Raw genomic sequence first — 21,671 nt, 5'->3', positions numbered from 1 at the left:
GCCCCCGTCTCCGCACCCCTGCCCGTTGGGCACCGCTCGCCCCCCGTCCGCCGGGGCCTGGTCCGCCATGCCCGCAACTGACCCGATCACCGAGCCGCTACGACTGATCAGGAGTCCCCCATGCCCCACCCACGCCGCCGCCGTCGACCACCGCTGCGCGGTCGGGCCTGCGCCGCGACGGCCGCCCTCGCCCTGCTCGCCACCGGCTGTGCCGGGGCGGGCGGGACCTCCTTCGGGGGCGGAGACGCGCTGAACGTCCTGATGGTGAACAACCCGCAGATGGTCGAGTTGCAGAAGCTCACGGCGAAGCACTTCACGAGGAGGACCGGAATCAAGGTCCACTTCACGGTCCTGCCCGAGAACGACGTACGGGACAAGATCAGTCAGGACTTCTCCAACCAGGCCGGTCAGTACGACATCGCCACCATCAGCAACTTCGAGCTGCCGTTCTTCGCGAAGAACGGCTGGCTGCACCCCTTGGACGACTACGCGGACGCCGACGCCGCCTTCGATCAGGAGGACATCCTGGAACCGCTGCGGGAATCGCTGACCGCCGAGGACGGCAAGCTCTACGCGCAGCCGTTCTACGGTGAGTCGTCCTTCCTGATGTACCGCAGGGACGTCTTCGAGAAGCTGGGGCTCACCATGCCCCCGAAGCCCACCTGGCAGCAGGTGGCGGACCTCGCCGCGCGGACGGACGGTGCGGAGCGCGGGATGAAGGGCATCTGTCTGCGCGGGCTGCCCGGCTGGGGCGAGGTGATCGCCCCGCTCACCACGGTGGTCAACACGATGGGCGGCACCTGGTTCACGAAGGACTGGGAACCGCGGCTCACCGCACCGGAGTTCAGGAAGGCGACGAAGTTCTATGTCGACCTGGTACGCAAGCACGGCGAGCTCGGCGCCCCGCAGTCCGGGTATGCCGAGTGCCTCAACAACATGACCCAGGGCAAGACCGCCATGTGGTACGACGCCACGGCGGGCGCCGGTTCGCTGGAGGCCAAGGGCTCCCCGGTGAAGGGGAAGATCGGTTACGTCCCCGCCCCCGTCGAGCGGACCGAGAGCTCCGGGTGGCTCTACACCTGGGCGTGGGGTCTGCAGAAGGCGTCCAAGAAGTCGGACGACGCCTGGAAGTTCGTGTCCTGGGCGTCGAGCAAGGAGTACGAGGAGCTGGTCGGCTCGACCAGCGGCTGGTCCAACGTGCCCGCCGGCAAAAGGGCTTCCACCTACGCCCACCCCGACTACCGGGCGGAGGCGGGCGCGTTCGCCGATGTCACCGAGCGGGCCATCTCCGAGGCCGACCCGTGGAACCCCGGGACCCAACCCCGCCCCACGGCGGGCATCCAGTTCGTCGGCGTACCCGAGTTCACCGATCTGGGCACCAAGGTGGCGCAGGAGATCAGTGCGGCCATCGCGGGCCGCCAGTCGGTGGACGCCGCGCTCGCCGCCTCCCAGAAGCTGGCCGAGAAGGTCGCCGAGGAGTACCGATGACAGCCACCGCCACCAGAGAGACACCAGCGCCTCCCGCCCCGGCGAGGAAGCCCGGCGGCAGCGGCCGCAGGCGCGCCTGGGCCACCCGTGCCCCGCTGCTGCCCGCCCTCGTCTTCCTCATCGCCGTCACCCAACTGCCCTTCGTGGCCACGCTGGTGATATCCCTGTTCGACTGGAACTCCCTCAAGCCGGAGAAGCGCCACTTCACCGGGTTGTCCAACTACGCCTCCGTCTTCACCGACGAGTCCCTGCGCGAGTCCGTGGTGACGACCGTCGTCCTCACCGCGTCCGTGGTGCTCGTCAGCGTCGTTCTGGGGCTGGCGTTCGCCCTGCTGCTGGACCGCACCTTCTTCGGCCGGGGGTTCGTCCGTACGCTGCTGATCACCCCGTTCCTGCTGGTGCCGGTCTCCGCCGCTCTGCTGTGGAAACACGCGCTCTACAACCCCGAATACGGGCTGTTCAACGGGGCGCTCACCTGGTTCGGCGACCTGTTCGGCATCGAGAGCGTCGCGCAGCCGGAGTGGACGTCCCAGATGCCGCTGATCGCGATCGAGGCGGCACTCGTGTGGCAGTGGACGCCGTTCATGATGCTGATCCTGCTCGCCGGACTCCAGAGCCGGCCCGCCGAGATCATGGAGGCCGCACGGCTGGACGGGGCCGGACCCTGGCAGACCTTCCAGTATCTGACCCTGCCGCATCTGCGCCGCTACCTCGAACTGGGCATCCTGCTGGGGTCGGTGTACATCGTGCAGAACTTCGACGCGGTGTTCACGATCACCTCCGGCGGTCTGGGCACCGCAAACCTGCCGTACACCGTCTACGAGACCTTCTACCGGGCCCATGAGTACGGGCTGGCGTCCGCGGCGGGTGTGGTCGTGGTGGTCGGCACGATCATCATCGCCACCTTCGCGCTCCGGGTGGTCTCGTCGCTCTTCCGTGAGGAGGCGAGCCGCGCATGAGCGCCTCGACCGCGAGTCCCCGTTCCGCCAACACCCTGTCCCGCAGGGCCCGTCGGCGCTCCGCTGCGCTCGGTGCGGCCGCCTGGGTGGTGGGTGTCGGCTTCTGTCTGCCCGCCCTGTGGATGGTGCTGACGTCCTTCCACGCGGAGGCCGACGCGGCGACCAACCCGCCTTCCCTGGCGGCCGCGTTGACGCTCGACGGCTACCGTACGTTCTTCGGCGGCGGAGGCGGTCCGACGCCGTGGCCCCCGCTGGTCAACTCGCTGGCGGCCTCGTTCTTCTCGACCGTGCTGGTGCTGCTCCTCGCACTGCCCGCCGCGTACGCACTGTCCATCCGGCGGGTGCGCAAGTGGACTGACGTGATGTTCTTCTTCCTGTCCACGAAGATGCTGCCGGTGGTCGCCGGGCTGCTGCCGGTGTATCTGTTCGCGAAGAACACCGGGCTGCTGGACAACATCTGGCTGCTCGTTCTGCTCTACACCTCGATGAACCTGCCGATCGCGGTGTGGATGATGCAGTCCTTCCTCGCGGACGTGCCCGTCTCCATCATCGAGGCCGCGCAGGTCGACGGGGCCCGGCTGCCCACGGTGCTGCGCCGGGTCGTCGCCCCGGTCGCCGGGCCGGGCATCGCGGCGACCGCCCTGATCTGTTTCATCTTCAGCTGGAACGAGCTGTTGTTCGCGCGGGTGCTGACCGGTGTCGTCGCCGGGACCGCACCCGTCCATCTGACCACCTTCGTCACCAGCCAGGGCCTCTTCCTCGCCCAGCTGTGCGCGGCGTCGGTGGTCGTGTCCCTGCCGGTGCTGGTCGCCGGTTACGCCGCCCAGGACAAACTCGTCCAGGGCCTCTCCCTGGGAGCAGTCAAATGAGGGCAGCCATCGTCGAAGCCCCCGGCAAGGTCTCCGTGACCACCGTCCCGGACCCCGCGCCGGGCCCCCGCGACGTGGTCGTCAAGGTGGCGTCGTGCGGACTGTGCGGCACCGATCTGCACATTCTCCAGGGCGAGTTCGCCCCGACTCTGCCGATCGTGCCCGGTCATGAGTTCGCCGGGGAGGTCGTCGGCCTCGGCGCTGACGTCACGGAGTTGTCCGTCGGCGACCGGGTGGCCGTGGACCCCTCGCTGCACTGCCACGAGTGCCGATACTGCCGTTCGGGGCGGGGGAATCTCTGCGACGACTGGGCGGCGATCGGTGTCACCGTGCCGGGCGGCGCGGCCGAGTTCGCGGTGGCGCCCGTCGCCAACTGCGTACGGCTGCCCGAGCATGTCGACGTGCGGGACGCGGCGCTGATCGAGCCGCTGTCGTGCGCGGTGCGGGGTTATGACGTGCTCCGGGGCAACCTGGGTGCGGAGGTGCTGATCTACGGCTCGGGCACCATGGGCCTGATGATGCTGGAGCTGGCCAAGCGCACCGGCGCGGCGTCGGTGGACGTGCTGGACGTCAACGCCCAGCGGCTGGCCACGGCGTCGCTCCTGGGGTGCAGCGCTTCGGCCGCCCGCGCCGAGGAGCTGGACCGCCCGCGCGGCTGGGACGTGGTGATCGACGCCACGGGCAACGCGGGGGCCATCCAGGACGGGCTCGGGCGGGTCGCCAAGGGCGGTACGTTCCTCCAGTTCGGGGTCGCCGACTACGCGACGACGGCGGTGATCGAGCCGTACCGGATCTACAACCAGGAGATCACCATCACCGGTTCGATGGCGGTACTGCACAGTTTCGAGCGGGCCGCCGCGCTGTTCGCGAGCGGGGTGCTGGACGCGTCGGTGTTCATCAGCGACCGACTGCCGCTGGAGCGGTATCCGCAGGCGGTCGAGCGTTTCGGGGCGGGCATCGGCCGCAAGACCGTGGTGGAGCCGTGACGGGCCCCCAGACTCCCGCCACCGCGCCGGTCCCCGGCTCCGTGCTCGTGGTCGGTGAGGCGCTGGTGGATCTGGTCCCGGTGGACGGAGATCCCGGGGTCCGGGCAGCCCAGCCGGGTGGCGCGCCCGCCAATGTCGCGGTGGGCCTCGCCCGGCTCGGCGGGCGGCCGTCCTTCGTGGGCGGGATCGGCAACGACGCCTTCGCGGGCACCATCGAGGCGTGGCTGGGCGGGGCGGGCGTGGATCTCTCGCTGAGCGCCCGCCCGGCGCTGCCCACGGCGCTCGCGGTCGCGGACCCGGGCCGCGGTGGGAACAGCTACCGCTTCCACCTGCGGGACACGGCGACCTTCCAGCTGCCGGACCGCAGCACGGAGGCGTCCCGCTTCGGCGCGGTGTACGTGGGCGGGCTCGCCGCGGTCGTGGAGCCCGCGGCCCGGGCCGTCGCCGCCACCGCGCGGGCGGCCGCCGGCGACGGACTGCTGGCGGTGGACCCGAATGTCCGCGAGGACCGCACCCTCGACCCCGTACGGAGCCTCCTGCGGCTGCGCGAGCTGTGCGGCCTCGCCCGCGTCGTCAAGGCGAGCGACGAGGACCTGGTACGCCTGTGGCCGGACGCGGAGCCGGAGGCCAGCTGCCGCAGGCTGGCCGCACAGGAGCGGCTGGTCGTGCTGACCCGGGGCCCGCGCGGGGCCGTCGCGTACGCTCACGGCGCACCGGCGGTCTCCGTCCCGGCCCTGCCGGTGCGGGTGGTCAACACGATCGGCGCGGGCGACGCGTTCATGGCGGGGATGCTGTCCTGGCTCGGGGCGGAGGCGGGGTGGCGGACCGACCTGTCCGCCGAGGAAATGCGGGCGATGCTGGAGTACTCGGCCGGAACCGCCGCGTCGGTCTGCGCCCGGGCGGGCACGGAACCCACGGCCCCGCTTGCGGTGTGAGGGACCCGCACACCGGGCATCAACATCGGGACCCGAGTTCCCGAAGGCCCTCCCCCGGTCCACGGAAACCACCGCGGCCCCACCCGGCTCCCCCGCGGGGTGGGGCCGCGGTGTGTCCGGCGGACCGCTACGGCGTTCGGCGAGCGGACAGCACACCGCCCGGGGTCCGGCACCCAACGGTGCCGGACCCCGGGCGGGGCGCTTGGCTCAGTTACGGCCGATCAGCACTGAGGGCGCTTGCCGTGGTTGGCGCCGTTCTTGCGGCGGGCCTTCTTCTTCCGACGTCGCTTCGAGGACATCGAACCCTCCTTCTCTGCTCTGCGTTCCGTGCGGACGGTGTGCGGGGCGATGAACCCCGGCGATCACTGTGCCACCTGCCGAGGGACACCGTGGCAAACACCCGGTGCGGGTGCAACCGGCGACACGGCGCACACAAGTCCGGGCGGTGACCCGGGGGAGGCGACGGGGGCAGCCGCTCAGCCCGGGGAATGGCGGGATGCGAGGACCGTGGCGGCGTAGTCGGCCAGGTTCGCACGCAGTTCCTCACGGCCCATGCCCTGCTGGACGACCAGGTGCTCGACGAGATCGGCGCGTGTGGCCGCCAGCAGGGCATGTGCGGCGTAGGCGCTGCCGGTGAAGCCCTCGATCCGGTCCAGCAGGCCCTGGAGGGTGCGGTGCCAGCTCTCGTAGTGCTCTGTGCGGTACGGGCTGTCTCCGCCGGTGTCCTCCAGAGCGAGGGCGAGGTGCCGGTTGTCGAGCTTGAAGCACAGGACGGCGTCCAGCAGGGCGGGTACGCGACGCAGCGGCGGGGCCGCGGGGCCCAGTGGCGGCGGGCCGGACTCGACGGCGGCCCGGATCGGTTCGAGGCGCGCTTCGAACAGGGCACGGATCAACCCGGTGCGGTCACCGAAACCGCGGAAGAGGGTCGCCTTGCCGACACCGGCCGCCGCCGCGATATCGGCCATGGTGACGGCGGCGGGGCTCTCGCAGCGGGCGAAGAGATCATCGGCCGCCGCGAGGACGGCCGCACGGTTGCGGGCGGCGTCCTTGCGAGGCGTGCGGGCGGTCATGGGGTCTCCTCCGATTACAAAACGGACCCACGATCCGTATCGTCGCCACTGAAACGGACCGACGGTCCACATTCTAGGTGACGGAACCTGCGGGGCCGTCGAACGACTTCACCGGGAGCAGCCGATGCAGACCTCCGCCGCAACCCTCGTCATCGGCGCGACCGCACCACCGGCAGCCGTGTCGTCGCCGGCCTCGCCGCAGCCGGGCACCGTGCGCGGGCCGCCTCCCGCGCCCCCCGTCCGGCACCCGGCGCCGAGGCGGTCCGCTTCGACTGGGAGGACCCCTCCAGCCACGGCGAGACGCTGACCGGGGCGGACCGGGTCTATCTGGTGCCGCCGACCGGCCAACCGGACCCGGCCGAGGTGATGCCGCCCTTCCTGGAGCGGGCCCGCGATGCCGGGGTTCGCCGTGCGGTGCTGCTCAGCTCCTCCGCGATCCCGGTGGGCGGGCCCGCGACCGGCCGTGTCCACCGGGCGCTGCCCAGCCTCTTCGAGGAGTGGGCGGTGCTGCGGCCGTCCTGGTTCATGCAGAACTTCACGGGTGACCACACGCATGCCCTGAGCATCCGGGAGGCAGGCGTCATCCGGACCGCGGCGGGCGAGGGACGGGTCGGCTTCGTGGCCGCGGAGGACATCGCCGCGGTCGCCGTGCACGCCCTGACCGACGAGCGGGCACCCGACACCGACCTGGTCCTCACCGGTCCCCGGCCGCTGAGTTACGACGAGGTCGCCTCTGCGGTCGGCCGGGCCACCGGGCGGAACGTCCGCCATGAGCACCTGACGTACGAGAACATGCGCGACCGGCTCGCCGCCTCCGGGACACCCGTCCTGTTCGCGGAGATGCTCGCCGGAATGGACCGCGCCATCGCCGGTGGAGCCGAGGACCGGGTCACGGACACCGTGCTACGGCTCACGGGCCGGCCACCGGGAGACTTCGACGGCTTCGCGGCACGGGAGTTGGGCAGGACGGCGGGCGCGGCGGACAGCCGTCCGGGCGCTCAGGCCCGGTAGCGCAGCGGATGGTCCTCCGGGACCTCGACCACGGCGATCCGCACCCCGTCGGGGTCGGCGATCCACATCTCGATCAGCCCCCAGGGCTCCCGCCGCGGCGGACGCAGCACGTCGACGCCCTTGGCCCGCAACTCCTCGTGGGCGGCCCCGGCGTCGTCGACCTGGAGCCAGATCTGCACGGAGGACGAGGGCGGATCCTCCCCGCGCCCGGAGACCTCCAGGAATCCGCCGCCCAGGAAGTAGACCGTGCCGCGCTCGGGGCCGGTGCCGAACTCGCGGTAGACGGCGAGGCCCAGAGCCTCGCCGTAGAAGGCACGCGAACGCTCGGGGTCGGTGGGGTGGAGCAGGATCCTGCTGCCCAGTACGTGCACCATGCCCCGAGCGTACGCCGTGCGCGGTCCGTCAGTTGGTCAGCTCGTCGAGGAAGTCCTCGGTGCAGCGGTCCTGCGCCGTCTGGCCGACCGCGCGGTCCATGCACCGTTCGAAGTTCCTGAACTCCTCGGAGTCGACCAGGTTGACCACCCACACGAGGAGGACCGCGGAACCGATGAGACCGAGTGCCCCGAACGAGGCGCCGACTATGGCCATCACCCGGCGCGGGGCCCGGCCCTGACGGGTGCGGAGCGCTGCGATGATCCCGAAGACGATGGCGAGCAGCCCGAGGAGAACCCCGCCGACCACGGTCCAGAAGAACACACAGGCGCTGAGGCCGAGGACGAGGGCGGCGACCGCGAAGCCGTTCGTCGGGGCGGGCCCGTGACTGCCGTAGGGTTCCCGCCCGGCTGCGGGCGGGCCCGTGTACGAGGGGTCCGGGTAAGAGGGAAGGGACATCGGGTGAGGGCTCCTGTTCTCCTGGTCATCCGAGCATATGCCCGAAGAACCGTCCCCTATGCGCCCTCTTGGTCACGCTCGGGCAACTAAAGGCCTTGTCCGGGCGCCGCCCGGCGAAGCTCTGCCGACAGGTGGTGCTGGAGCGGCTGTCCGACGGCCGCGAGCTCGTGGACGAAGGCGAGGGTGTTCCCGTCCGTCAAGGTGTAGCGACGCCGGGTGGCCTCGACCGTCTTGGCGGTGGGGGCGAGCCCCACGTGATGGGTGGCGAGGTCGACCGTACCGTCGTGAACCTGACCGACCGAGATCTCCGCGATGCCGGTGGGCTGGGTGATCAGCGCCTCCACCCGCCCGTCGGGCTGGAGCCGCCACCATCCGGTCTCCCTGGCGGACGGCCGCACGGGCTGCCCGTCGGGGCCCAGCAGCCAGGCCCGCGCCTCGTACGCGAGGAAGGGCCGCCCGTCATGGCTGAACGTCACTTCCTGGGCGTACGTGAACCCCTCGTCGAGCGTCGGGTATCCGCCGCGGCCGGTACCGGACCAGGTCCCGAGGTAACCGGCGACCGGGGCGAGCAGGGGGTGCGGGGCCGGTGACTCGTGGGGGCCGAGGGCGTCGGGGAACGGGACTTCGCGGGCGGGGCGGAGGGGGTGGTGCATGGGGTGTGCGCTCCTGGGGCGGTCGGTGCGGGGCGGTGTCATCGGTCGTGCGGGCCTGAGAGGAGGTCCAGCAGCCGGGCGAGGCCGGAGCGGGGAGATCTGCACCCTCCGACGACGGTCAGGGCAGCGACAGCGGTGAACGCCCGGCTCCATCGGCGAGGCCGACACAGAGAGCCGCTGCCGCGCCCGCCACTCCGGCTCCGGCTCCGGCGAGGAAGCCCCATCTGGCGACCAGGTCGGGCAGCTTGGGGGATGTGCTCACGCGGGATCGGCCGCCGTGCTCTCTATCAGGCTCTTGGGCCGCAGGTCGGTCCAGTTCCGCTCCACGTAGTCCAAGCAGGCCTGGCGGGTGTCCTCGGGGTGAGCCACGGTCCACCCGGCGGGCACCTCGGCGAAGGCGGGCCACAAGGAGTGCTGTCCCTCGTCGTTGACGAGCACCAGATAGGTGCCGTTCTCGTCCTCGAACGGGTTGGCCACCGCATCCTCCGTCAACTTAGGCAAGGCTCTCTTTACTTGGATGTCAGCGATCCTACCCGTCTCTTTCTCGGTTGACCCACCGAATCTCACAACTCCCTTCCGTCGCACACCGCCGGCACGGCCGTGGTGACACCGACCGGAAGCAGGTTGTCGCGCTGGGACTCCTGGACCACGCTCCGGCCGCCCGTGGCGGCTTCCCCATCCGCCACACCGGTCCGGGCCCGGAGCCCGACGGCACCCGGTGTCCCGCCGCCCGTGCGGGGTGTTGTGCCAGAATCCAGCGCATGTCAGTTCGATACCCGCGCCCCCTGCACCCCGGTGACCGCATCGGAATCACCTCCCCTTCCAGCGGAGTGCCCAAGGAGCTGCGCGAGCGGCTCGCCGTGGCGGTGCGCGATGTGGAGGCACGGGGGTACGAGGTCGTGACCGGCCGTTGCATGGACGGTTCGGGGCATGTCAGCGCGCCCGCGGCCGACCGGGCGGCCGAGTTGACGGAGATGTTGACGAATCCCGCGATCCGGGCCGTGGTGCCGCCGTGGGGCGGGGAGACCGCGCTCGACCTGCTGCCGCTGATCGACTGGGACGCCGTGCGGGCGGCTGAGCCGACCTGGCTGGTGGGCTACTCGGACATGTCTACCGTGATGACACCGCTGACCCTGCTCACCGGGGTGGCGACCGTGCACGGGAACAACCTCATGGACACCCCCTACCGGGTGCCGGAGGGGCTGGTGTCCTGGTTCGACATCGTCGCCGCCCCGCCGGGCCACCGGTTCACCCAGATCCCGCCGGAACGACACCGGGCCTCGGGCTGGGACGACTGGGCGGAGCACCCCGACGCCCGTACGCTCACGCTCGACACCCCGGGGCGGTGGACCCGGCTGGACGGCGACGGGGACGTGGACGCGGAAGGACGGCTCATCGGTGGCTGCACCGAAATGCTGTGCAACCTCACGGGGACCCCGTATCTCGACTCCTCCTCCTTCGCCCGGGCGCACGCCCCGGACGGCCTCCTCGTGTACGTGGAAGCGGCGGGCGAGGACGCGCTCGCCATCTGCCGCTACCTGCACGGGATGCGAATGGCCGGATTCTTCGACACGGCGCGGGCGGTGCTGGTCGGCCGGACCTCGGCGCCGGGCACACCGTCGCTCGGTCAGCACGAGGCGGTGCTCGACGCGCTCGGTCCGCTGAACGTGCCGATCCTCGCCGACGTCGAGTGCGGGCACGTGCCCCCGTACATGCCGCTCGTCAACGGCGCGCGCGCCCGGGTCGTGCACACCGCGACGCACAGTGAGATCACGCAGACGCTGGACTGAGCGGCGGGAAGCCCTCCCTGTCAGCAGACGCGCGGCAGTCGCTCGCCCAACGGCACGTCGGCCACCCGTTTCCCGCCGAGCCCGGTGGGGCCACGACCCTGCCGGAATGGTCCTCGACACAGCTGCCGATCCGTACCGCCTCCTTGCCCAACGGGCGGTCGCGCACCGCTTCCAGGACCGCGTCGGCGGGGTCCGGCGGCACGCAGGCGACGGGCTCGCCCTCGCAGTCGCCGCGCACCCGTACGTGGCCTGATTCGATCAGGTACGTGATGGTCCGTCCCCGGGCTGCCTAGCATGGCGGGATGAGCCGACTGCCCAACCCCCACACCCGACGTTCCGTACTCCGCATGATGGGCGGCGCGCTGGTTTCCGTACCGCTCGTCGCCTGCGGGGGCCCGGACAGCGCTTCGGCGTCCCCCGGGAAGGCGGCGGGATCGCCGTCGGCGGCAAAGGACCCGACCCGCGCGTTCGCGGCGCTGGAGAAGGAGTACACGGCCCGGCTCGGCGTGTACGCCGTGGACACCGGGAGCGGACGTACGGTCGCCCATCGTGATGGGGAGCGGTTCCCTTACACCTCAACGTTCAAGGCGCTGGCGGCGGGGGCGGTGCTGCACAAGCACGGGCTGAGCGGGCTGGAGCACGTCGTGACGTACCGCCGCGAGGATCTCGTCGACTACTCCCCTGTCACCGAGAAGCATGTGGCCACCGGAATGAGCCTGGGCGACCTGTGCGACGCCGCCGTCCGCTACAGCGACAACACGGCCGGGAACCTGCTGTTCGACGCGCTCGGCGGGCCCCGGGGGCTCCAGACGGTGCTGGCGGGGCTCGGGGACGACGTGACGCGAATGGAGCGGCGCGAGACGGAGCTCAACGAGTGGAGCCCGGGCGCGACACGCGACACCAGCACGCCCCGGGCCCTGGCCGAGGATCTGCGCGCGTTCGTCCTGGGCGATGTCCTCGGCAGGCCCGAGCGGGCCCGGCTCACCCAGTGGCTGCGGACCAACACCACCGGCGACGAGCTGATCCGGGCCGGGGCCCCGAAGGGGTGGACCGTCGGCGACAAGACCGGGGCGGGCGGTTCGTACGGGACGCGCAACGACATCGCCGTGGTGTGGCCGCCAGACGCCGCCCCGCTCGTGCTGGCGGTGCTGTCCAACCGGAAGGACGCGAAAGCCGCCTTCGACAACACGCTGATCGCGAAGGCGGCGTCCGTCGCCGTCGGCGCGCTGACCGGGCAGGACACTCCCTGACAGGTGGGTCAGGCCCCGGTGAGCACGGCGTCGATCTCGCCGAGGAAGTCCTCCAGGTCACCGGGGTTCCGCGAGGTGATCAGCGGCCAGCCGGAGGCGTCGTCGCGGACGACCGACTTGTCGACCCAGGTGCCGCCCGCGTTGGTGATGTCGGTGCGCAGGGAGGCGTACGAGGTCAGCGTCTTACCTCTGACATAGCCGCCCTCCACGAGCGCCCACGGGCCGTGGCAGATCGCGGCCACCGGCCTGCCGGATGCGGCGAACGAGCTGACGATCCGGGTGGTGGCGTCCTCCAGGCGCAGCGAGTCGGCGTTCAGCGTGCCGCCAGGTACCAGCAGGAGGTCGTACGCGGCGGGGTCGACGTCGGCGAGCGTGAGGTCGGGCCGCACACTCTCGCCGGGATCGCGGTCGCCGACGAGGGTGCGGATCTCGTCGCCGGAGACCGCCGCCACGCCGACCTGGGCGCCTCGGTCGCGCAGGTGCCGGACGGGGACGACGAGTTCGTCCTGCTCGACCCCGTAGTTGGTGACGATGACCAGGATCCGGCGGTCGCCGAGATCGGTGGTGGACATGGACTGCTCCTCTCTTCCGGTCTTCCGACGCTTCTGTTCCCTCTGCGCCCCGTACGAGCGTGGCCGGCAGCACCATGCCGGCCGGGCCCGGTCAGACGTCCGCGATCCTGATCTCCACTGTGGCGCAGCGGTACGAGAGGCGCGCGTCGAAGTGGACCATCCTCTGCGCCTCCCCTTCCGCGGTCGGGCCCTACTGTGGAGGTGGAGCCACGCACCGGGTACCCGCACCCGGGCGGGTCACACCGTCGCACCGCGCGTGCGGTCCGGGCCGATGGGCCGGGGCTCCCGATACGGCCGAGCCGTCGGCACCCCGCACCTTCGGCCGGAGGCCGGATCCGGGAGGAGTGCTCCGCGCGGCAAGGGGTACCCAGCAGGGCGGACCAGTCGTCCCCGGTCCCACCGGGGTCAGCACGGAAGGAAGCTCTCATGACCGACCGCAGGCCCGAAGGCGCCGCCCACAACGGGGCTTCCGGCAGCCCGCCCCCCATACCGGCGGACCTGCCGGACCAGCAGACCGGGGAGGACGAGGACTCGCTCGACATACCGGTGCCCGAGCGGGTGGCCCGCGAGAGCGGCGAGCCCGATCCGGACGAGGCGGGCTCCGGCCCGGACACCCCGCGCAACGCCGGCGCGCACCCCGAGGATCCGACTCCGGACGAGTCACCGGACTAGGAGTCCGGGCCGGAGCCGAGGCAGGGCGGGCCGCAGGGCCCGGGAACGCCCTCGGGCCCCGGAGCGCGGTGCGTGCGCTTCGGGGCCCGAGAGTCGGTCAACCCGGATCAGGCGGTGGTGATGTTCTCCGCCTGCGGGCCCTTCTGGCCCTGGGTGATGTCGAAGGTCACCGCCTGGCCTTCCTGGAGCTCACGGAAGCCGGTGGAGTTGATGTTCGAGTAGTGCGCGAAGACGTCGGGGCCGCCGCCGTCCTGCGCGATGAAGCCGAAGCCCTTTTCCGAGTTGAACCACTTGACGGTTCCGCTGGCCATGCCTGTACCTCTCAGCAGTAAACGGATCCGCACCGCGCGGACCCGGAGGTGATCGCCCTGGTTCTCAGGCACTGCACAGCAAAACGCCCGCGCCAGGCGCGGGCAGGTACTGCGAACCACGACATCTGTCGGCGACGCTACACGGCGGGATCACTCCTCACCAGAGAGCAACGCCATTTTGCTGACGATCAGTGTCACAGTAACCGCTCCGTAGTCTTCCGATCACGTTCCGTTCAGGGGCCGTCGGCGACCCGGACGGAGAGATTCCGCAGGTGTCGCCGCGCGCCTCTTCAGACCTCCAGCAGCCGCCACAGCAGCAGGAGACCCACTCCGCAGACGAGCGCACCGCCCAGCAGGGCCAGCGCTCCCCGGCGTACGTTGTCCGGCTGGAAGCCGCCGAGCACGCTGAAGCAGAGCCGGGCGCCGTACGCCACCACGAGTGCCCCGCAGGCCGTGACGGCGAACCCGGCCGCGATGGCGTCCCACTGGTCCTCGAACACCCGCTGGTAGGGGCCCTGGTCCCGGGTGGCCAGGACGTATCCGGCCGAGGTGAACAGGGCGGCGGGGAAGGCCACCAGTCCGAAGACGACCGCCAGGCGTCGGATCACCGCAGGGACCCTCCTTCGACGGGGAAGCAGGAGAGGCGCTCCCGGACCGACCGGGTCAGTCGTGCCTCCCACCGCTCCCGCTCGGCGATATGGGTGAACAGCTCCCGCATCCGGTTCACCTCCTCGATCATGGTGTGCTCCTCCTGCGCCATACGTCGGCCGAGTGGCCGCTCGATCATGAGGCCGAGGGCGATGTACGCGGCGAGCGCGAGCGCCGCCACGGCCAGACCCACCGCCACTGCCGCACCGCCGGGGCCGTCGCCCGCCGCGGCGGCGAGCAGCAACACCGCCGGGATCAGCGCGGCGAGGGAGGCCGCGGCGATCCGGGGCCGACGGACCCGCCGTCGCCGCGCGCTGAGCGCCTGGACGGCGGCCAGCCGTCGTTCCGCGGCCGCCAGTGTCCGAAGGAACGCCGCTCCGCTGTCGATCGCGGCCATGTCAGCCCCCGTTCCGCTGCGTGATGAACGCCTGGAGTTCCTGGCCGAAGTGGGTGCGCAGCGCGCCGATCTGCGCATCGTCCAGCTGTGAGGTCTGCGCGGGCAGTCCCGGCAGGAACTGGTGCCGGATGAGGCGGGAGGCCATGGGGAGGACGGACAGGCGCAGCGACGTCTCGTTCTGCAGGTCCCGCATCAGGGCGGCGAACGAGGACTCCCGGCGGGAGCCGCCGGGGATGTAGTGGTCGCGTGCCTCGCCGAGGCGGTCCCAGTACAGATCGCTCTTGGACACGGCGACGATCAGCCACCGCAGCCGTTGGGCCAGTTGCCCGTCGATGATCGCGTCGACGAGCAGCCGGAAGTCCGCCGCCTCCTTGCGCCGGTGCCAGTTCCGTACGGCTTCCTGGTCGACGGGGCCGCCCTGGGCGGCGATCGCCTCGTGGACGTCGCGCTGGGCGCCCCGCTGCCAGATCCTGTTGTGTCCCCAGCAGACGACGTGGACGATGCCGTGCGGGGAGGCGTCCCCGCGCATCGTGTCGGTCAGGGCGCGTTCGCGCTGGGCGGAGAGCTGGCCCGGGATGACGGTGACGGCTGCCCGGGTGCGCCGGCTGCCGGAGCGCAGGACGGTGGCGTGCTTCTCGATGTCGGGGCTGCGGGCGCTGTCGCTGTCGCCGCTGCGGATCGACTGTGTCAGGGCGTCGTACAGGACGGTCTTGCCCGCCCCCGCCTCGCCGGTGATGGCGACGGGATTGACGGAGAGTCCGATCCTGCCGTGGAGGGTCGCCGCTTCCGGCCCGGGGGCCGGACCGCCGCCTTCGACGGCGTGCCGGACGCTCTCCCACCGCGATCGAGTGTTCTCCCAGACGTCGGGCACGCGCGCAACTCCCCCGGTGTCGGCCGATGGGGAGATGCTATCGATCAACTGCACTCCGTGCAGGCGGACTTCCCGGAATCATGGTCCGGCGGAGAGTCTCCCGCCCCCCGGGGGCCGCTACTGGATGAAGCGGGGCAGCCAGCGCGCCTGGTAGTCGGGGTGTCCGGCGTACTCGGCGGCCAGTTGGCGTACGGCGAAGCCGAGGCCCACCGCGCGGCCGGAGGGGAAGTCCTGCGCGGGGCGGTCGGTGTCGAGGTCGGCGACCTCGACGTACTCACCCAGCAGGACCCGGTGGGTCTCGATGCGCTCCAGGGAGCGCGCCGGGTCCTGGAAGGCGATGTGCTGGTCGAACCCGCGGCCCCGCACGGTGAACGCCACCCCGCCGGTGCGGTCGTGGACCTCGCCCGGCACATCGGCCGGGCACCGCCATCGGTCCCCGCCGGCGGCCCGGGCGACCTGTTCCTCGTCGGCGAGCCGCGCCCGGACGAAGGCCACCATGTCTGCGTTGCCGCCCATTGAATGCTGCTCCCTTGCGCTGTTGGATCTCCGCACTCGATACGGGGAGCATTCTGATGGATGGGCCGGGCGGGGCACGATCCGACTCCGGCCGGTTCACCCCGCCGTGTCGCCCGTGCTCCGCGCGGCCAGGTCGGTGAGGAGCCGGTGCAGCGGCTCGGTCTTGCGGCGGCGGTATTCCTGCACCGCCCAGCCGTTGCCGTCCGGGTCGGTGAAGTACATGAAGGTCGCGCCGTCCTCGTCGGTGTACCGCTGGGGCTCGGACACCTCGACACCCCGGCCGACGAGCTCGGCGTGGGCGGCGTCGATGTCGGTGACGCAGAGCTGGAGGCCGTGGTACGTGCCCGGCTTCGGGGTTCCCGTCGGGTTGGGCAGGCCGTCGGTGAGGGCGATCGAGCAGCCGGAGCCGGGCGGGGTCAGCTGCACGACCCGGGCGCCCGCCATCACTTCGGCGTCGATGTCGAGGTGGAAGCCCAGTTTGTCCCGGTAGAAGTCCCGGGCCCGGTCGATGTCGGTGACGGGAAGGACGATCACTTCGAGGGTCCAGTCCATGGTTCAGCTCCCTTTCGCGGGGCGGTCGGTGTCCGGGTCGGCCCGGGGTTCATCCTGCCCGCTGTCGACGGTCTCCTCACCGGCGAGCGGGGTCGCGCCGCCCTGCAGGCGGGCCAGGTCCGCGGGCCGCACCTGGATGACCAGCAGAGCGATCAGGGCGGCGAACACGGCGAAGCAGGCCGCGACGACGAAGGCGCTGGACACCCCCGAGGTCAGGACCTGGTCGGCCCAGGGCGGTGGCAGTTCACCGGTTCTGCGGAACTCCAGCAGCTGGGCCGGGGTGGCCTCCTGGAGGAATTCGGGCACCTGCTCGGTGGCTTCGTTGCGGCTGGCCGTGCCGAACATCGTCACCAGGATCGACAGGCCGAGGGATCCGCCGACCTGCTGGGTGGCGTTGAGGATGCCGGATGCGGCGCCCGCCTCCTTCGGGGCGACACCGGAGACGGCCATCAGGGTCAACGACACGAACTGCATGCCCATGCCGAATCCGAAGACGAGCATCGGCCCGAGGATGGAGCCGAGGTAGGAGCTGTGGACGTCGGTCAGGGTGAGCCAGCCGAGGCCGGTCGCGGCGAACAGCGCACCGGCCACCATGAAGGGTTTGGGCCCCCACCTGGGCAGCAGCTGGGAGGCGAGTCCCGCGCCGACCGCGATGATGGCGCTCACCGGCAGGAACGCGAGTCCGGCCCGCAGCGGGCTGAAGTCGAGGACGTTCTGCACGAAGAGGGTCAGGAAGAAGAACATCCCGAACATGGCCGCGGCCAGGCTGAGCATCATGCCGTAGACCCCGGCACGGTTGCGGTCGCGGAACATCCACAGGGGGGTGATGGGCTGTCTGGAGCCGCGTTCGATGGCGATGAACCCGGTCAGGAGCACCACGGCGGCGGCGAACGACCCGAGGGTCAGGGCGTCGCTCCAGCCGTCCTCGGACGCGCGGATGAAGCCGTAGACGAGCAGCACCATGCCCACCGTGGAGGTGAGGGCGCCCGCGACGTCGAAGTGGCCGGGACGGCGTTCGGACTCGGCGATGTAGCGGGGGGTGGCCAGCGCGATCAGCAGGCCGATGGGGACGTTGACGAACAGGACCCAGCGCCAGTCGAGCCACTCCACGAGGAGCCCGCCCGCCAGCAGCCCGATCGCGCTGCCGCCCGCCGACACGGCGGCGAACACCCCGAACGCCCGGTTGCGTTCGGGGCCCTCGCGGAAGGTGGTGGTGATCAGCGACAGGGCGGTGGGCGAGGCGATCGCGCCGCCGACGCCCTGGAGCGATCGGGCCGCCAGCAACTGCCAGGACTCCTGGGACAGTCCGCCGAGCAGCGAGGCGAAGACGAAGAGGAGCACGCCGAAGACGAAGACCCGGCGGCGGCCGAGGATGTCGCCGAGGCGTCCGCCGAGCAGCAGCAGCCCGCCGAAGGTCAGCGTGTAGGCGTTGATCACCCAGGAGAGGTTCTCGGTGGAGAACCCCAGGGACTTCTGCATGTGCGGAAGCGCGATGTTGACGATGGTGATGTCGAGCACCACCATCAGCTGGCACGAGGCGATGACCAGCAGCGCCATCGCGCCGCCCCGGTGCCGTTCGGAGTTCTTGGCCGGGTGCGCGGGTGTCGCGTGGGAGCCCGTCATGGTGGGGTCCGTCTCTCGTGCCGAGGCAGTGCGCCGCGTGGGGCGTCCGGTCTCCGCCGGTCCGGTGAACGGTGACCGCGGGCGTTCACCCGACCGACGTTATGACGGAACCCCGGGCCCCGCCAATCGATCACCGGGCGCTCCCGCGGGGTCGTTTCACTGGAGCGCGCGGACCGCCGCGCGGAAGACGGCGGGGGCCCGGTGGGCGGCCGCGACGATCAGCCGGCCCGAGGACGGATGCCCTGCGGCGCTCAGCAGGGCGAGGGTCAGCAGCCGGTACCGTCGCGTGACCCCGGCCCAGCGGCGCGGGTAGTCCTCGGGCCGCCCGGCGCTCAGGCAGTCGACGGCGGCGCTCGCGGTGGCCACCGCGAGGGCGATGCCCTCCCCGGTCAGGGCGTCGACGTAGCCCGCGGCGTCGCCGACCAGCAGGACCCGCCCGGCCCGCTGCCCCAGCGCCCGTTGCCGCAGCGGACCTGCCCCGCGTACGGGGGTGGCGTCGGGGCCGCCCCCCAGCCGGGCGGCGAGGGCCGGGAAGGCGGCCAGGTGGCGTTCGTAGGGGCGGCGGTCGCGGCTCAGGACGGCCACGCCGACGAGGCGTTCGCCGACCGGGGTCACGTACGCCTCACCGTGCCGCGACCAGTGCACCTCGACGTGGTCGGTCCAGGGGGCGATGGCGTAGTGGCGTCGCAGCCCGTAGCGGCCGGGCCCAGGGACCGGCCGGTCCAGGCCCAGGGCTCGGCGCAGCGGCGAGTGCAGGCCGTCGGCCGCGATGAGCCAGCGGGCGGTGAGCCCGGCGGCCCGGACGGTGTGCTCGTCCTGGCGGATCTCCCCCGCCTTTCCCGTGACGACGCGCACGCCGAGGGCGGCGGCCCGTTCGTGCAGGGCGGCGTGGAGTTCGGTGCGGCGTACGCCCGCGCCGGGGCCGCCCCGGAACGCCGCCTCCGCGCTGCGCCGGCCGTCGGTGTACCGGATGCCCCGGAGGTCGTGGCCGTTCACCCGGACGCCGAGGCCGCGCAGGGCCGCGACGCCACCGGGCATGATTCCCTCGCCGCACGCCTTGTCGACGGGGGCGGCGCGCGGCTCGACCACCACCGCCTCCAGGCCCGCCGACGCGGCCCGGATCGCGGCCGCGAGCCCGGCCGGGCCGCCGCCCGCGACCAGGACGTCGATCATGCCCGGGCGTCCGCTGCCGGGAGACGGGCCAGTGCCCCATCCTCGCAGCGGATCCGGACGGTCATCAGGGCGGCGTTGAGCACGGTGAAGACGAGGGCGGTCACCCAGGCACCGTGGACCAGGGGCAGCGCCACGCCCTCGGCGGCGACGGCGACGTAGTTGGGGTGGCTCAGCCACCGGTAGGGGCCGCCGGTGACGCGGGGCAGGCCGGGTACGACGATGACGCGGGTGTTCCAGCGGGGGCCGAGCGTGCGGATGCACCACCAGCGCAGCGCCTCTGCGGCCACGACGAGGGCGGCCATGGCCCAGCCGATGGCGGGCAGGAACGGGCGTTCGGCCAGCCGGACCTCCGCGAGGCAGCCGACCAGGAGCGCGGTGTGCAGGGCGACCATCGCCGGGTAGTGCCCCCGGCCCGATTCCGTACCGCCGCGGGCGAGGCTCCAGCGGGTGTTGCGGCGGGCCACGACGAGTTCGGCCAGGCGCTCGGCGGCGACGGCCAGCACCAGGGCGGTGTACCAGATCATCCTGCCCCTCCCTTTCTACCAGCGCAGCAGCACCAGTTCGCAGCAGAATCCCGGGCCCATGGCCAGCAGCAGGCCGGGGGTGCCGGGCTCCGGCCGGCGCTGTTCGATGGTGTCGCGCAGGACGTGCAGGACCGAGGCGGAGGACAGGTTGCCGATGTCGGTGAGCGAGCGCCAGGTGACGTCGAGCGCGCCGTCGGGCAGGCCGAGGACCTCCGTGACGGTCTCCAGCACCTTGGGGCCGCCGGGGTGACAGACCCAGTGGGCGATGTCCTTGGGCTTGAGGCCGTGTCCGGCGAGGAACTCCCTGACGTCGTCGGCGAGGTAGCGGCGGACGACGTCGGGCACCGCCGGGTCCAGGACCACGGTGAAGCCGGTGCTGCCGATGTCCCAGCCCATGACGTGTTCGGTGTCCGGGTACATCCGGCTGCGGGTGTCCACGATCTCGGGTCCGGCGACGGCCCGGCGTTGTCCGAGGGCGACAACGGCGGCCGCCCCGTCGCCGAACAGCGCGGTCGCCACCAGGTTGGCGGGGGTCGCGTCCCGGCGCTGGAAGGTGAGGGAGCAGAGCTCGACCGAGAGCAGCACGGCGACGTCGTCGGGACGGCCGAGGAGGTAGTCGTGCAACCGGGCCACCCCGGCGGCTCCGGCGACGCAGCCGAGGCCGAAGACGGGCAGCCGTTTGACGTCGGACCGCATGCCCAGGCGCGTCACGAGCCGGGCGTCGACGGAGGGGGCCGCGATGCCGGTGACGGAGGTGAACATCAGCAGGTCGACGTCGGTGGGGCGCAGCCCGGCCGAGCACAGCGCGCCGCGTACTGCCTGCGCCCCGAGGTCGACCGCGGAGCGGATGAACACGTCGTTGGCGTCGCCGAATCCCTCCAGTTCGCGGTAGCCGTCCAGGGGGAGCACGGTGTGCCGGTTGCGTACACGGGAGTTCTTGTGGAGCCGGTCCAGGACGCGGCGGTCGGCGCCTGGCGGCAGACAGGTGCGGGCCACCATGTCGGTGACCTCGGACTGGGTGTGGCGGTGGGGCGGCAGGACCCCGTGGACCGCGGCGATCCGGGTCATCCTGGCTCCTGCTTCGGGGACGTCATGGCCCCATCCTGCCCACAAGAAGTGATGAAATGGGGCAAAGGACCCGCCCGGTTGTCGCATTGACGGGTCGGCAGGTCCCTACGATCGCCCGATGGACGCCATGGACGGGACCCCGCGCACCGCCGCAGCGCCGCCGCGCGGGGCGGCGGTCACCCTCCGGCCGGTCCGGCGTGTCACGGACCTCGCCGCCGCTCTGGCGCTCGCCTGCCATCCGGGGCCGGTGGCCGCCGTGACCGCGATCGCCTTCGCCCTGGCTCTCGGCTCGGGCCTGGGCGGCCCGCGTTCGGCGCTGGTCGCGGCGGCGGTGCTGGCGGGTCAGTTGTCGGTGGGGTGGTGCAACGACGCGTACGACACCCGGCGCGACGCCCTCGCGGGGCGCCGGGGGAAGCCGGTGGCCGACGGTGCGGTCGGGGTGCGCGCGGTGTGGGGGGCGGCGGGGCTCGCGCTCGCCCTGTGCGTACCGCTCTCGCTGGCCTGCGGAGTCCTCGCCGGTACGGTGCACCTCGCCGCGGTCGCGGTGGCCTGGCTCTACAACCTGTGGCTCAAGGCGACCGCCCTGTCCTGGCTGCCGTACGTGGCCGGGTTCGCCGCCCTGCCCGCGGCGGTCGCCCTGGCCCAGCCCGGCGGCCCTTCGCCCCGGTGGTGGACGGTCACGGCCGGGGCGCTGCTCGGGTTCGCGGCGCATCTGGCCGACACGCTCCCGGACATCGCGGCGGACCGGTCGGCCGGCATCCGGGGGCTGCCGCACCGGCTGGGCGGCGCGGGAACCCGGCTGCTGCTGCCGCTGCCGCTGCTGGGGGCCACGGCCGTGCTGGCGCTCGGGCCGTCCGGCCCGCCGAATGCCGGAGGCGCGGCCGCGCTCGCCCTGGCCGGGG

General features: G+C 72.2%; 28 protein-coding genes and 1 pseudogene. 11 read left to right on the top strand and 18 right to left on the bottom strand.

Translation table 11 applies throughout. From position 1 onward, the window contains the following. Positions 1-120 precede the first annotated feature (120 nt). Genes CIB93_RS03705 through CIB93_RS03685 form a run of 5 tightly spaced genes read left to right on the top strand, consistent with a single transcriptional unit; the run spans position 121 to position 5,237 of the window. Entirely contained in the window at positions 121-1,488 is a 1,368-nt protein-coding gene (locus CIB93_RS03705; protein WP_096624018.1) for a sugar ABC transporter substrate-binding protein, read from the top strand. After that, positions 1,485-2,447 carry a carbohydrate ABC transporter permease gene (locus tag CIB93_RS03700; protein ID WP_096624016.1) on the top strand — a complete coding sequence of 321 codons (963 nt, stop codon included), beginning with the start codon at positions 1,485-1,487 and terminating at the stop codon, positions 2,445-2,447. Before CIB93_RS03705 ends, CIB93_RS03700 begins: the two co-directional genes overlap by 4 nt. Continuing rightward, on the top strand, positions 2,444-3,316 hold the full coding sequence (locus tag CIB93_RS03695; protein WP_096624014.1) for a carbohydrate ABC transporter permease: 873 nt from the start codon (positions 2,444-2,446) through the stop codon (positions 3,314-3,316). The genes CIB93_RS03700 and CIB93_RS03695 overlap by 4 nt, the downstream gene beginning before the upstream one ends. Beyond that, on the top strand, positions 3,313-4,302 hold the full coding sequence (locus CIB93_RS03690; RefSeq protein ID WP_096624012.1) for a zinc-dependent alcohol dehydrogenase family protein: 990 nt from the start codon (positions 3,313-3,315) through the stop codon (positions 4,300-4,302). Before CIB93_RS03695 ends, CIB93_RS03690 begins: the two co-directional genes overlap by 4 nt. Next, on the top strand, positions 4,299-5,237 hold the full coding sequence (locus tag CIB93_RS03685; RefSeq protein ID WP_096624010.1) for a PfkB family carbohydrate kinase: 939 nt from the start codon (positions 4,299-4,301) through the stop codon (positions 5,235-5,237). Before CIB93_RS03690 ends, CIB93_RS03685 begins: the two co-directional genes overlap by 4 nt. A gap of 221 nt (positions 5,238-5,458) precedes the next feature. On the opposite strand, the gene CIB93_RS39525 is transcribed toward CIB93_RS03685, so the two are convergent. Beyond that, positions 5,459-5,536 carry a 50S ribosomal protein bL37 gene (locus CIB93_RS39525; protein WP_373558710.1) on the bottom strand — a complete coding sequence of 26 codons (78 nt, stop codon included), beginning with the start codon at positions 5,534-5,536 and terminating at the stop codon, positions 5,459-5,461. A 177-nt stretch (positions 5,537-5,713) separates the two neighbouring features. Continuing rightward, positions 5,714-6,307 (bottom strand): TetR/AcrR family transcriptional regulator, encoded by a 594-nt coding sequence (locus tag CIB93_RS03680; protein WP_096624008.1) that lies wholly within the window; start codon positions 6,305-6,307, stop codon positions 5,714-5,716. Positions 6,308-6,431: 124 nt separating this feature from the next. On the opposite strand from CIB93_RS03680, the pseudogene CIB93_RS03675 reads away from it, so the two are divergent. Next, positions 6,432-7,318, top strand: a pseudogene (locus tag CIB93_RS03675) (NAD(P)H-binding protein). On the opposite strand, the gene CIB93_RS03670 reads toward CIB93_RS03675, so the two are convergent. From CIB93_RS03670 to CIB93_RS03655, 5 genes are all read right to left on the bottom strand, one after another. Beyond that, on the bottom strand, positions 7,306-7,692 hold the full coding sequence (locus CIB93_RS03670) for a VOC family protein (RefSeq protein ID WP_096624006.1): 387 nt from the start codon (positions 7,690-7,692) through the stop codon (positions 7,306-7,308). The pseudogene CIB93_RS03675 and the gene CIB93_RS03670 overlap by 13 nt on opposite strands. 28 nt (positions 7,693-7,720) lie before the next feature. Beyond that, positions 7,721-8,149: a DUF4190 domain-containing protein gene (locus CIB93_RS03665; protein WP_096624004.1), complete on the bottom strand. Its 429-nt coding sequence runs from the start codon at positions 8,147-8,149 to the stop codon at positions 7,721-7,723. Positions 8,150-8,235: 86 nt separating this feature from the next. Next, entirely contained in the window at positions 8,236-8,802 is a 567-nt protein-coding gene (locus CIB93_RS03660; protein WP_096624002.1) for an FABP family protein, read from the bottom strand. Between the two features lie 118 nt (positions 8,803-8,920). Then, entirely contained in the window at positions 8,921-9,064 is a 144-nt protein-coding gene (locus tag CIB93_RS37645; protein WP_179499946.1) for a hypothetical protein, read from the bottom strand. Further along, the gene (locus CIB93_RS03655; RefSeq protein WP_096624000.1) at positions 9,061-9,279 is read right to left on the bottom strand and encodes an MbtH family protein; all 219 of its coding nucleotides are present in this window, start codon (positions 9,277-9,279) and stop codon (positions 9,061-9,063) included. The genes CIB93_RS37645 and CIB93_RS03655 overlap by 4 nt, the downstream gene beginning before the upstream one ends. A gap of 284 nt (positions 9,280-9,563) precedes the next feature. On the opposite strand from CIB93_RS03655, the gene CIB93_RS03650 reads away from it, so the two are divergent. The 3 genes from CIB93_RS03650 to bla all read left to right on the top strand — a co-directional run bounded on the left by CIB93_RS03650 (position 9,564) and on the right by bla (position 11,842). Further along, a complete protein-coding gene (locus CIB93_RS03650; protein WP_096623998.1) occupies positions 9,564-10,592 on the top strand; it encodes a S66 peptidase family protein in 1,029 nt (342 codons plus the stop codon). A gap of 106 nt (positions 10,593-10,698) precedes the next feature. Beyond that, entirely contained in the window at positions 10,699-10,845 is a 147-nt protein-coding gene (locus CIB93_RS39520; protein ID WP_179499945.1) for a hypothetical protein, read from the top strand. A 49-nt stretch (positions 10,846-10,894) separates the two neighbouring features. Continuing rightward, a complete protein-coding gene (gene bla, locus CIB93_RS03640) occupies positions 10,895-11,842 on the top strand; it encodes a class A beta-lactamase (protein WP_096623996.1) in 948 nt (315 codons plus the stop codon). A gap of 8 nt (positions 11,843-11,850) precedes the next feature. Here bla and CIB93_RS03635 read toward each other — a convergent pair whose 3' ends face one another. Then, positions 11,851-12,414, bottom strand: a complete 564-nt coding sequence (locus CIB93_RS03635; RefSeq protein WP_096623994.1) for a DJ-1/PfpI/YhbO family deglycase/protease — start codon at positions 12,412-12,414, stop codon at positions 11,851-11,853. Positions 12,415-12,840: 426 nt separating this feature from the next. Between CIB93_RS03635 and CIB93_RS03630 the strand changes: the two genes are divergently transcribed. Further along, on the top strand, positions 12,841-13,086 hold the full coding sequence (locus tag CIB93_RS03630; protein WP_096623992.1) for a hypothetical protein: 246 nt from the start codon (positions 12,841-12,843) through the stop codon (positions 13,084-13,086). A 107-nt stretch (positions 13,087-13,193) separates the two neighbouring features. On the opposite strand, the gene CIB93_RS03625 is transcribed toward CIB93_RS03630, so the two are convergent. The 10 genes from CIB93_RS03625 to CIB93_RS03580 form a co-directional block, all read right to left on the bottom strand. Then, positions 13,194-13,397: a cold-shock protein gene (locus tag CIB93_RS03625; protein ID WP_003964323.1), complete on the bottom strand. Its 204-nt coding sequence runs from the start codon at positions 13,395-13,397 to the stop codon at positions 13,194-13,196. 290 nt (positions 13,398-13,687) lie between these two features. Next, complete coding sequence (locus CIB93_RS03620) at positions 13,688-14,005, bottom strand: hypothetical protein (protein ID WP_096623990.1); 318 nt, start codon at positions 14,003-14,005, stop codon at positions 13,688-13,690. Then, positions 14,002-14,442, bottom strand: a complete 441-nt coding sequence (locus CIB93_RS03615) for a hypothetical protein (RefSeq protein WP_096623988.1) — start codon at positions 14,440-14,442, stop codon at positions 14,002-14,004. The genes CIB93_RS03620 and CIB93_RS03615 overlap by 4 nt, the downstream gene beginning before the upstream one ends. A 1-nt stretch (position 14,443) precedes the next feature. Then, on the bottom strand, positions 14,444-15,313 hold the full coding sequence (locus CIB93_RS03610; RefSeq protein ID WP_096623986.1) for a hypothetical protein: 870 nt from the start codon (positions 15,311-15,313) through the stop codon (positions 14,444-14,446). 117 nt (positions 15,314-15,430) lie between these two features. Then, positions 15,431-15,829, bottom strand: coding sequence for a DUF6221 family protein (locus CIB93_RS03605; protein ID WP_096623984.1), 399 nt, complete (start codon positions 15,827-15,829; stop codon positions 15,431-15,433). Between the two features lie 96 nt (positions 15,830-15,925). Next, a complete protein-coding gene (locus CIB93_RS03600; RefSeq protein WP_096623982.1) occupies positions 15,926-16,381 on the bottom strand; it encodes a VOC family protein in 456 nt (151 codons plus the stop codon). 3 nt (positions 16,382-16,384) lie between these two features. Then, complete coding sequence (locus CIB93_RS03595) at positions 16,385-18,004, bottom strand: MFS transporter (protein WP_096623980.1); 1,620 nt, start codon at positions 18,002-18,004, stop codon at positions 16,385-16,387. A 156-nt stretch (positions 18,005-18,160) separates the two neighbouring features. Then, positions 18,161-19,177, bottom strand: coding sequence for an NAD(P)/FAD-dependent oxidoreductase (locus tag CIB93_RS03590; RefSeq protein ID WP_096623978.1), 1,017 nt, complete (start codon positions 19,175-19,177; stop codon positions 18,161-18,163). Continuing rightward, the gene (locus CIB93_RS03585) at positions 19,174-19,701 is read right to left on the bottom strand and encodes an isoprenylcysteine carboxyl methyltransferase family protein (RefSeq protein WP_096623976.1); all 528 of its coding nucleotides are present in this window, start codon (positions 19,699-19,701) and stop codon (positions 19,174-19,176) included. Before CIB93_RS03585 ends, CIB93_RS03590 begins: the two co-directional genes overlap by 4 nt. A 15-nt stretch (positions 19,702-19,716) precedes the next feature. After that, positions 19,717-20,769: a type III polyketide synthase gene (locus tag CIB93_RS03580; RefSeq protein WP_096623974.1), complete on the bottom strand. Its 1,053-nt coding sequence runs from the start codon at positions 20,767-20,769 to the stop codon at positions 19,717-19,719. A gap of 118 nt (positions 20,770-20,887) precedes the next feature. Here CIB93_RS03580 and CIB93_RS03575 point away from each other — a divergent pair. After that, a partial coding sequence (locus CIB93_RS03575; RefSeq protein WP_257001995.1) for a UbiA family prenyltransferase occupies positions 20,888-21,671 on the top strand: 784 nt, incomplete at its 3' end.

This window comes from Streptomyces sp. WZ.A104 (assembly GCF_002382885.1).
Taxonomy (GTDB): domain Bacteria; phylum Actinomycetota; class Actinomycetes; order Streptomycetales; family Streptomycetaceae; genus Streptomyces.
The sequence above is the reverse complement of the archived record's forward strand: the minus strand, read 5'-3'. Positions and strand labels throughout refer to the sequence as shown.